The organism is Duganella violaceipulchra (genome assembly GCF_019166075.1).
Taxonomy (GTDB): domain Bacteria; phylum Pseudomonadota; class Gammaproteobacteria; order Burkholderiales; family Burkholderiaceae_D; genus Rugamonas; species Rugamonas violaceipulchra.
In genome coordinates, this window is sequence record NZ_JAHTGR010000028.1 from 50912 (window position 1) to 60103 (window position 9192).

Consider the following 9192-nt stretch of genomic DNA (forward strand, 5'->3'; position numbering starts at 1 on the left):
ACTGGAACCTCGTTTAGAACAGGTTTTACCGGATCGGGGTGACGCTGATCACGGTGCGGCTCAGGTCGATGCCCTTGATCTGCACCGAACCGAAATTGCTGTTGTCGTTGACGCCGGCGCGGATGTTTTGCAGGTCGAGCTCGCCGATCGTCGCCGGCAGCGCCAGGTTGACCGAGCCGTCCACGTTCATGCGCAAGCCCGTGCCGTCCGGCCCGTACGCCACGTCCCTGGCCGTCACATCGGCGTTCAGCAAGCCCAGCAGCGGGAACAACTGCGTTCCCATGCCGGCGGCCTTGCTGTCGCCGCCGCCCCCGAACCAGCCATGCAGTGGAAACAGGCCACGGCTCAGCGACCGGGCCGGCAGGCGCGGCGCGGGCGCCGGGATCGGCGTCGACACGCCACGCAACTCGGCGTCGTTCAGCACGTGCAGGGTGCTGCCCGTTTCGGCGGCCACGATGGCGGCGGCGCCAAGCAGCATGATACCGGCAAGAATTTTAAGGACAGCCATATGGAACCTTTGATTGGTACGATAGAATAATTATAATATTAATCACACTTATCGGAGACCGTATGACGATACGCTACACCCTGATGGCACTCGGCCTGGCGCTGGCGGCGCCGTTCGCGCTGGCGGACGACCACGCCCCGGTGGCGGCGCCCGCGCCGGCCGTCGGCGATTCCTGGACCTACCAGTACACCGACGTCTGGAAGGGCGCCAAGGGCAACCTCAACCGCATCGAGGTGACCGGCGTCGACGCCGCCGGCGTGCACGTGGACATCAAGCGCGCCGCCAGCGGCGCCCTGCTGACCAGGCAGCTGTTCAGCGCCGAGATGAATCCCATCGACCGCGGCGCCATGCACTTCGCGCCCGCGTTCACGCGCTACGCCTTCCCGCTGGCGCCCGGCAAGGAATGGACCACCGACGCCACCGGCGACAATCCCAAGTCCGGCAAGCACTGGCGCTATCGCATCAAGGGCAAAGTGCTAAACTGGGAGAAGATCACGGTGCCGGCCGGCCAGTTCGACGCGCTGAAGCTGGAGGTGGAGGCGCTGTACAACGGCGAGGAACCCAACAGCCCCGGCGGCAGCGGCCAGCTGACCGAGACGCTGTGGTTCGCGCCCGAGGTGAACAACTTCGTCAAGCTGGATTACCGCGACACCGACTGGAATGGCCGCATCTTCAACCGCGACAGCTGGGAGCTGACCGCTTATGTGCGCAAATAGGCACTTGTGAGACCGCATGGACGGCGCCGACAACCAGAGCGCGCCCTACAGTGACGGGCGGCTGCACGCCCGTCCCGCGCTGCTGCGCCAGCAAGCGGCCGCCCTGCCCTTGCCGCTGCCGCCCGGCAGCCACCGCCTGGCCTTCCCCAACCATCGCCACGCGCGCCTGCACGTGCCGCCGCACGACGGCGCCACGCCGCTGCCGCTGCTGGTACTGCTGCACGGCGCCGGCGGCCAGCACGGCGGCGGCGACGCCATCGCGCTGGCGCACGCCACCCTGCACGGCTCGCTGCTGTTGATGCCGGAGGCGCTGTCGACCAGCTGGGACGTGCTGCGCGGCGGCTACGGCCCCGACCTCGCCTTCATCGACCGCCTGCTGGTGTGGACCATGCTGCGCTATACGGTCGATGCCGACGCCGTCACCCTCGGCGGCTTTTCCGACGGCGCCTCGTATGCGCTGTCGGTCGGGCTGATGAACGGCGAACTGTTTTCCGACATCCTGGCCTTCTCGCCCGGCTTCATGGCGCCGCTGCGGCGCAGCGGCATGCCGCGCGTGTTCATCGCCCACGGCAAGGGCGACCAGGTGCTGTCGGTGGAACGGGGCAAGGCCATCGCCGTGCGCCTGGCCGGCGAAGGCTACGAGGTGCGCTATGCGGAATTCGACGGCGCCCACGTGGTCTCGCCGCCGGTGGCCCACGCCGCGCTGCGCCAGCTGACGGCGCGCTAGGCGGCGCCGTCCGGCGTCGACTGCGGCGTCGATTCCGGCGCGGTCTGCGGCGCCGCCGCCGGCATGGCGGCCACGCCGACCTGGTTGCGGCCGGCGGACTTGGCCGCGTACAGCGCCTTGTCGGCCGCCGCCACCAGCTGGCCGGAGCTGTCGCCGCGCTGCGGCGCCATCGCCGCCACGCCGGCGCTGATGGTCACCATGCCGAACGGGCTGCCGCGGTGCGCGGTCTGCATCGACGCTATCGCCAGCCGGATGCGCTCGGCCACCGCCTGCGCGCCATCGAGCCCGGTATCCGGCAGCAGGATGGCGATTTCCTCGCCGCCGTAGCGCGCCACCACGTCGCCGGCGCGCTTGGGCGTCAAGGCGCGTATCAGCTTGCTCACGGCACGCAGGCAATCGTCGCCGGCGCCGTGGCCGTACAGGTCGTTGTACTGCTTGAAGTAGTCGACGTCGATCATCACGAAGGCCAGCGTGTCGGCATGGCGCATGGCGCGGCTGAACTCATTGCCCAGCGTGACGTCGAGCTGGCGGCGGTTGGCCAGCCCGGTCAGGCCGTCCTGCATCGCCAGCCGCTCCAGCGTGCGGTTGGCGCTTTCCAGCGCGTCGCGCGCCTGCAACAGCTCGGCCTGGGCCTGCACCCGCAAATTGATCTGCCCCACCAAACGCTTGCCGAAAAAGCCCAGCAGCGCGGCCAGCACGATCACGCCGATCGAGCGCATGAAGCTGTCGTGGCGCCAGTGCTCCAGCATCTCTTGCTGCGACAGCGCGGCCGTCACGAACAGCGGATAGTGCTCCAGCGCGCGGTAGTTGTTGTAGCGCACCTCGTTGTCGTTGGACGAGGCGAACAGGCCTTTGCCGTTGGGCTGGGCGCTATAGGCCTGGAACAACGGGGTGTCGCACAGGCTGATGCCCACCCGGCGCTCGTCGAACGGCTGGCGCAGCATCAGCACGCCCTGGCTGGAGATCAGCGCCACCGCGCCGCGCGCGCCGATGTCGAAGCTCTGGTAGAAGCGGCGGAAGTAGTCGATGTCCAGCGTGGCCAGCGCCACGCCGGCGAAGCTGCCGTCGGCCTTGTTCAGGCGGCGCGACACCGGGATGATCCACTTGCCGCTGCTGCGGCTGATCACCGGCTCGCCCACGTGCGGCCCCCGCCCGGCATGGGTGCGATGGTACACAAAGTATTCGCGGTCGGCGTTGTTGAGCGACGGCCCCAGCACGGCGGGCGAGTTGACCAGCCACTGGCCGGACTCGCCGTAGATGAACAGGCCGGCCAGCTGCGGCAGGTTGGTCACGTGCTGCAGCATCTGCCGGCGCACCCGCGCCAGCTGCGGCGCGCCCACGCCGTCGGTCTCGACGCGCTCGACCAGGTCGGCCAGCGAGGTGTCGGCGGCCTTGATGGTGTCGTCGGCGTGCTGCGCCATGGCGCGCGCCACGTTCGAGGTCAGGCGCTCCATCTCCAGCACCTGGGCGTCGCGCGCGATCAGGCTGCGCCAGACGTCGACCGCCACCAGCGACAGGCAGACCACGCCGACAAACAGCGTGGCCCAGAACGTGATCGTGTAGCGTTTAAACATGGCGGCGCATGGCTCAGCCCAGCGGCAGCATGGGCTGCAGGCTGCGCCACACCAGCTCCGGGGTCAGCTTGACCATGCAGTCCTGGTGACCCAGCGGGCACTCGCGCTGCTTGCACGGCGCGCACGCCAGCCGCAGCGACAGCGCCGCCGCCATATCGGAGAACGGCGGCGCGTGGTCGGGATCGGTGGGGCCATACAGCGCCACCACTGGCCGGTTCAGCGCCGAGGCGATGTGCAGCAAGCCGGAATCGTTGGCGACCACGGCGGCGCTGGCGGCGATCAGGGCGATGGCCTCGGCCAGGCTGGTCGAGCCGGCCAGGTTGAACAGGGCGCCACCCGCCACCCCGGCCGCCACCTCGGCGCAGGCCGGCTGGTCCTTGGGCGAACCGAGCAAGGCGATCTGGGTGGCGCCGTCGCGCGCCAGCAGCGCTTGCGCCAGGCCGGCGAAGTGCGCCGCCGGCCAGCGCTTGGCGCCGCCGAATTCGGCGCCCGGCGCGAACGCCACCAGCGGCCGCGCCGGATCGATGCCGTGGCGCCGCAGCACCTCGGCGATCTGCTGCGCGCCGACCGCCATGCGCGGCTTGGGCAGGGCGGCGCGCCGGGCGGCGTCCTGCAGCGCCTGCGGCGCCGTCGCCAGCGCGGCGTAGAACGCCACCATCGGCCGCGGCGGCGTTTCATCGTGGTGCATCACATTGATCAGGCCATGCCGGCTCTCGCCCTTGTAGCCGACCCGGCGCTTGATGCCGGCCAGCCAGGGGATCAGCGCGTATTTGATGGTGTTGGGCAGCACATAGGCGTCGGCGTAGCCGCGCCGGCGCAGCAGGCGCGCATATTTCCAGCGCTCCCGCAGTTGCAGCGCGCCGTGGCGGAACGGGGTTTCCAGCACCTGGTCGACTTCGGCCATCTGCCGCCACACCGGCGACACCGCCGGCGGCGCCAGCACGTCGATCGGTCGCTGCGGATGGGCCGCGCGCAGCAGTTGCAGCAAGGGCTGGGCCATGACGGCGTCGCCGATCCAGTTGGGGGAAATGACCAGGGTGCGCGGGACGCTCCCGGCGGTGACGTTTTTATCTGGTAACACGGAGTCTTTCATGGTCAGGCCGGTGGCCCATGCCGGCTCGATTATCGCCCATCGCGGCCACAGCCACAAGCCGTGGCGGCCGCGCCGACGCTGCTATAATCGGCCTTTTCGCTACGGCCGCAAGGCCCTCCCCGCGTGACCATGAATCCAGCCAGCTCCTCGACGCCGCAAACCGAATATGGCGGACCGCTTTCCTCCACGATGATCTTCCTGCTGCCGGCGCTGGCGCTGTCGAGCAAGGTCGGCCTGGGCCTGGTACAGCTGCTGATCCTGCTGCTGCTGTTCCGCCGCGCCCCGCTGATGCTGGCGCTGTACCGCCGCCACTGGAGCGACATCGGCGGCGTGGTGATGGCCTTCGGCGGCTATTTCCTGGTATCGCTGCTGCGCCTGTTGCTGGACCGCCAGAGCCTGCACACCCTGGACGGGCCGTCGCGCCTGCTGTTCGGCCTCAGCTGCATCGGCGTGATGTACTACCTGCGTCCGCGCGCCCGCCATTTCTGGCTGGGCCTGGGCTTTGCCGCCGTGCTGTCGGCGCTGGTGGCGCTGTACCAGGTCACCATCGGCGGCCTGGACCGGGCGATCGGCTTCACCCATCACGAAATCACCTTCGGCGACCTGGCGCTGGCCTGCGGCCTGATGTCGCTGTGCGGCCTGAGCGACCTGCGCAACACCCGCTTCTCCTGGCTGCCCGTGGTCGGCCTGTTGTGCGGCCTGCTGGCGTCGATGCTGTCGGCCTCGCGCGGCGGCTGGCTGGCGCTGCCGCTGGTGCTGATCCCGGTGGTGCGCTACGGCGCGCGGATGTACGGCCGCCGCCTGTTGCTGGCCGGCGCCGTGCTGCTGGCGCTGGTGCTGCTGGCGTTCGCCGTGCCGGCCACCGGCGTGGCGTTGCGGATCGCCCAGGCGTTCGCCGACATCAACAACTATCTGCAGCTGGGCGACGCCAACACCTCGGTCGGCATCCGCCTGGAACTGTGGAAGGCCTCGTGGATGATGTTTTCCGAACATCCGTGGCTGGGCGTGGGCCGCGAACAGTTCGACGTCGCGCTGCACGCGCTGGCGGCCCAGGGCCGCTTGCAGCAGTCGTCGGCGCTGCTCTACAGCAGCAGCCACAACGACATGCTGAACTGCCTGGCCACCGGCGGCCTGCTCGACTTCAGCCTGCTGCTGACGATGTATATCGCGCCGCTGTGCTTCTTCGCCGGCCAGTTGCGCCGTCCGGACCAGGGCCAGCACCCGCTGGCGCTGGCGGGCATGGTGGTGGTGGTGGCCTTCTTCGCCTTCGGCCTGACCGACGTGATGTTCTGGCTGATGATGCCGAAAGTGTTTTACGTGATGATGGTGTGCAGCCTGGTCGGCATGTGCCTGGCCGCGCAGTATCCGGCGCCGGTGCCGCGCCGCATCCTGATCGCCCGCACCGACAATATCGGCGACGTGGTGCTGACCCTGCCGCTGGCGGGCTACCTGAAGCAGCTGTATCCGCAGGTCGAGGTGGTGTTCCTGTGCCGCCGCTACGCCGCCGCCGTGGTGGCGCAGTGCCGCCACGTCGACCGCGTGCTGACCCTGGAGGAACTGGGCGACGACTGGGCGCACGGCCTGGCGCAGACCGGCTGCGACACCATGATCTTCACCTTCCCGCAGCGCACCTTGGCGGCGGCGGCGCGCCGCTCCGGCATCCAGCGCCGCATCGGCAGCAGCCACCGCATCCACCACTGGTACCACTGCAACCGCCTGGCCACCTTCAGCCGCGCCAATTCGCCGCTGCACGAGGCGCAGCTGAACTTCAAGCTGCTGCTGCCGCTGGGCGTGGACGTGGAACCGCCGCTGGAGCAGTTGAAGACCATGTACGGCCTGGACACGCCGCACCATCCGGCCGCCGACGCCGTGCTGGCCGCGCCGGGCTTCAAGCTGATCCTGCATCCCAAGTCCAACGGCAACGGCCGCGAATGGCCGCTGCAGCACTACACGGCGCTGGCCCGCCTGCTGGGCGCGGCCGACGACGTGCGGGTGCTGGTCACCGGCAGCGCGGCCGAGGGCGAACTGCTGGCAAAACAGGCGCCGGAGTTGCTGGCCTTGCCGAATGTGGAGAATCTGTGCGGCCGCCTGGACCTGGACGGCTTCACCGCGCTGATCGGCGGCTGCGACGGCCTGATCGCCAGCGGCACCGGACCGCTGCACCTGGCGTCCGCGCTGGGACGGCCGGCGCTGGGCCTGTTCCCGCCGCTCAAGCCGATCGACATCGTGCGCTGGGGCGCGCTGGGCCCGCGCGCGCGCAGCCTGTGCACGCCGGTGGCCTGCGGCCATTGCGAGGACGCGGCGCGCTGCACCTGCATGCTGGCGATTACGCCGGAGCAGGTGTTGGAGGTGGTGGAGTCGTGGCGGGCCGAGGCGCTGGTGCCGGCCTGAAGTGTCTTGGTTGCGATCTGATCTGACAGTTGCCTGGTTTCTGTCAGATCACTGCAACTCATCCCATAAGCCAGCAAATGGCGGATCAGGTTCCACAAGCAGCCATATCTTCTGACACTTCAGACATTGGTACCATTTTTCCGAAACCCCTACGTTGGAATAGGGGACTTTAACGGGGATTTGAGTCCACGCTGCGTCGCCGTTTAGCCTGGCTTCAAACGCATCGAAATCCGACCACTCAGAAAAATTTTCCCGTGTCCGAACTGCCTTGCAACCGCAAGATAAATTGCCCAGTTCCATATTCATGCCAACCAATCAAGCCCATGCGCATTTCAAATTGACAACCCTTACCCTTCACAGGAAGAGCTGAGCGAGATGGCTAATGGATATTGGATACATAAGGATTAATGCCAGAATCTTCCAATCTCTTTTGTAGCCGAAAGAGCATTTTTAAAGCGGCATCCTTCCCTTGCATCGCAAACTCTGCCTCAGATTTAGAAATTTCATCTTCACGCATAGCTACTTGATGTGCTCCAGCATCGTATCGCACAAAGAAACGGTCACCTCTCTGCCATATCTCAAGATCATTAAATCCGAATAACTTAGCGCTCATATTCCACACTCAAATGAAGAGTGAATTTTCAGACGAAGGCCAAAACCATGACGGCTTCTCAAGATTTGTGCGCAGGCTCATGTTCCACTATTAAAAATTCGTTGGGTTCCTTCCAAGTAATTGTTCGAAATTTCTCTTTAATAAACCCCTCTTCTGAAAACAACGTCACTATTTCAGCTGGACTCCAATCTCTCCCGCCTGAGAACAATGCCCCTAAGGCAACGAGCTTTCTCACAATATCACGGCGATCATTCATGTCTGACATTCTTCGACTGTAGACTCCCTTCGCTTCAGCAAACCCCAAGTTTCTGATTTCCGCTGCCAACGCGGGGTTGGCGCACTCAAGCAACCCAACTTCTCCCGCTATATCATTCACTAATATTTCATTACGTGGCTTATTCATTTATCAACCTTTACTTCGAATATGGTTTTAACATTGGAATTATCAATAGTAGGAACCGAATCGATAACCAGTTCCGGCGAACCTCCTGGTAAATGATTTCCTTTCCCAAGAAAATACTGATTACCTTCCAAAGGACTTCGAGGAGCTGCATCTCGTATAAGTGTTATCTTTCGCACTTTAAACCCATCCTTTAGCGTTCCGGGCACAAGACCATTTTCGGCCTCAATTGTTGAAACTAAACTTTCTGGCACAGTGATTTCTCCAGACGCGGGATATTTTTTGAAGTAGCTAAGTATACCTTCAGCATCCGAAATAAAAGTCCCATTACGTCCGATGGTCGGGTAAGCGTCCCACGCCGTGGGACTTATGTTGTATCCCACATTGTCTTCTAACATTTTTACTTGTCTTGCTCTAGCAGCCAATACCCGTGGCGGGACTGCTGACCGTCCAACAATGCGCACACCGTCGCCGACTGAGCCAGCAGTTACAACCAACGGCTCTACAGCCTTGGTCATCTGAACAGCGAATTCTTCCGCCGTTTTGGTGACAGTCTCCGTCACGTAAGTCAATTTAACAGCGCCGGTTATGGCTGTTTTTGCAACGCCCACACCTCCCAAAAATAGCTGAGCAATTGTCGCAACAGTATCGCCCCCCTCTTCTGCCGCATTCCTCATTTTAAATTTTGGCAGATCGAACTTCGAACCAGCATTTTGAGACGCTTCTGCCAACTTCCCCATCTCTTGAGCTGTGCGATTACTTCCCAGTAAGGCCTGTATCGCGGCAGCTTCGTGCAACTCCGCAGCTTGTTGTTCTGCCGCGCCTTTTAACAACAGCTCCGCTAGCTGCGGGGGAATATTTGCAATCCCCTTAGCTGCACCTAGTAGGGCATCCGAAGGATGTGCTATCGCTTCCTGAATATTGAAAAATGTCTTATTTAACCATTTTTCGAATTTCAAGAAATTCTTCGATTTTTGCGTTTGGCGAGGTGGATTTGACGCCGCTAACGCGTCTTTGGGTACTACGGAGCTCGGTGCAGGCGACCGGAGCGTGTCAATGAATTTGAAACACCTTGTTGAATTGGTGAGAGTCTAAATCTCGGTTTTTTAGGCAGCGTTTTTCTCCATTATCGGCGGGTTGATCCATGCAGCTGTCGGCAGTTTCTGTGGT

General features: G+C 64.1%; 9 protein-coding genes. 3 read left to right on the forward strand and 6 right to left on the reverse strand.

Annotation, left to right across the window (positions count from 1 at the left end):
- Positions 1-25 precede the first annotated feature (25 nt).
- Positions 26-508: a hypothetical protein gene (locus KVP70_RS30655; protein ID WP_229225200.1), complete on the reverse strand. Its 483-nt coding sequence runs from the start codon at positions 506-508 to the stop codon at positions 26-28.
- Positions 509-570: 62 nt separating this feature from the next.
- Between KVP70_RS30655 and KVP70_RS30660 the strand changes: the two genes are divergently transcribed.
- The gene (locus KVP70_RS30660; RefSeq protein ID WP_217946167.1) at positions 571-1224 is read left to right on the forward strand and encodes a hypothetical protein; all 654 of its coding nucleotides are present in this window, start codon (positions 571-573) and stop codon (positions 1222-1224) included.
- Positions 1225-1240: 16 nt separating this feature from the next.
- Complete coding sequence (locus KVP70_RS30665) at positions 1241-1951, forward strand: alpha/beta hydrolase (RefSeq protein ID WP_217946168.1); 711 nt, start codon at positions 1241-1243, stop codon at positions 1949-1951.
- Here the strand turns inward: KVP70_RS30665 and KVP70_RS30670 are convergent.
- Positions 1948-3525 carry a sensor domain-containing diguanylate cyclase gene (locus KVP70_RS30670; protein ID WP_217946169.1) on the reverse strand — a complete coding sequence of 526 codons (1578 nt, stop codon included), beginning with the start codon at positions 3523-3525 and terminating at the stop codon, positions 1948-1950. The two genes, KVP70_RS30665 and KVP70_RS30670, sit on opposite strands and share 4 nt — an antisense overlap.
- 13 nt (positions 3526-3538) lie before the next feature.
- Positions 3539-4618 carry a lipopolysaccharide heptosyltransferase II gene (waaF, locus tag KVP70_RS30675; protein ID WP_217946170.1) on the reverse strand — a complete coding sequence of 360 codons (1080 nt, stop codon included), beginning with the start codon at positions 4616-4618 and terminating at the stop codon, positions 3539-3541.
- 129 nt (positions 4619-4747) lie between these two features.
- Here waaF and KVP70_RS30680 point away from each other — a divergent pair, with 129 nt between their 5' ends.
- Complete coding sequence (locus KVP70_RS30680) at positions 4748-7009, forward strand: glycosyltransferase family 9 protein (protein ID WP_229225201.1); 2262 nt, start codon at positions 4748-4750, stop codon at positions 7007-7009.
- 379 nt (positions 7010-7388) lie between these two features.
- On the opposite strand, the gene KVP70_RS30685 is transcribed toward KVP70_RS30680, so the two are convergent.
- Genes KVP70_RS30685 through KVP70_RS30695 form a run of 3 tightly spaced genes read right to left on the reverse strand, consistent with a single transcriptional unit; the run spans position 7389 to position 8981 of the window.
- Entirely contained in the window at positions 7389-7622 is a 234-nt protein-coding gene (locus KVP70_RS30685) for a hypothetical protein (RefSeq protein WP_217946171.1), read from the reverse strand.
- A 58-nt stretch (positions 7623-7680) separates the two neighbouring features.
- Positions 7681-8025 carry a hypothetical protein gene (locus tag KVP70_RS30690; RefSeq protein ID WP_217946172.1) on the reverse strand — a complete coding sequence of 115 codons (345 nt, stop codon included), beginning with the start codon at positions 8023-8025 and terminating at the stop codon, positions 7681-7683.
- The gene (locus KVP70_RS30695) at positions 8022-8981 is read right to left on the reverse strand and encodes a hypothetical protein (RefSeq protein ID WP_217946173.1); all 960 of its coding nucleotides are present in this window, start codon (positions 8979-8981) and stop codon (positions 8022-8024) included. The genes KVP70_RS30690 and KVP70_RS30695 overlap by 4 nt, the downstream gene beginning before the upstream one ends.
- Positions 8982-9192 lie beyond the last annotated feature (211 nt).

Coding starts and splice junctions, on each gene's coding strand:
- KVP70_RS30655 (WP_229225200.1), bottom strand. CDS start 508: ATGGCTGTCCTTAAAATTCTTGCCGGTATCATGCTGCTTGGCGCCGCC.
- KVP70_RS30680 (WP_229225201.1), top strand. CDS start 4,748: ATGAATCCAGCCAGCTCCTCGACGCCGCAAACCGAATATGGCGGACCG.
- KVP70_RS30665 (WP_217946168.1), top strand. CDS start 1,241: ATGGACGGCGCCGACAACCAGAGCGCGCCCTACAGTGACGGGCGGCTG.
- KVP70_RS30670 (WP_217946169.1), bottom strand. CDS start 3,525: ATGTTTAAACGCTACACGATCACGTTCTGGGCCACGCTGTTTGTCGGC.
- KVP70_RS30690 (WP_217946172.1), bottom strand. CDS start 8,025: ATGAATAAGCCACGTAATGAAATATTAGTGAATGATATAGCGGGAGAA.
- KVP70_RS30685 (WP_217946171.1), bottom strand. CDS start 7,622: ATGAGCGCTAAGTTATTCGGATTTAATGATCTTGAGATATGGCAGAGA.
- waaF (WP_217946170.1), bottom strand. CDS start 4,618: ATGAAAGACTCCGTGTTACCAGATAAAAACGTCACCGCCGGGAGCGTC.
- KVP70_RS30660 (WP_217946167.1), top strand. CDS start 571: ATGACGATACGCTACACCCTGATGGCACTCGGCCTGGCGCTGGCGGCG.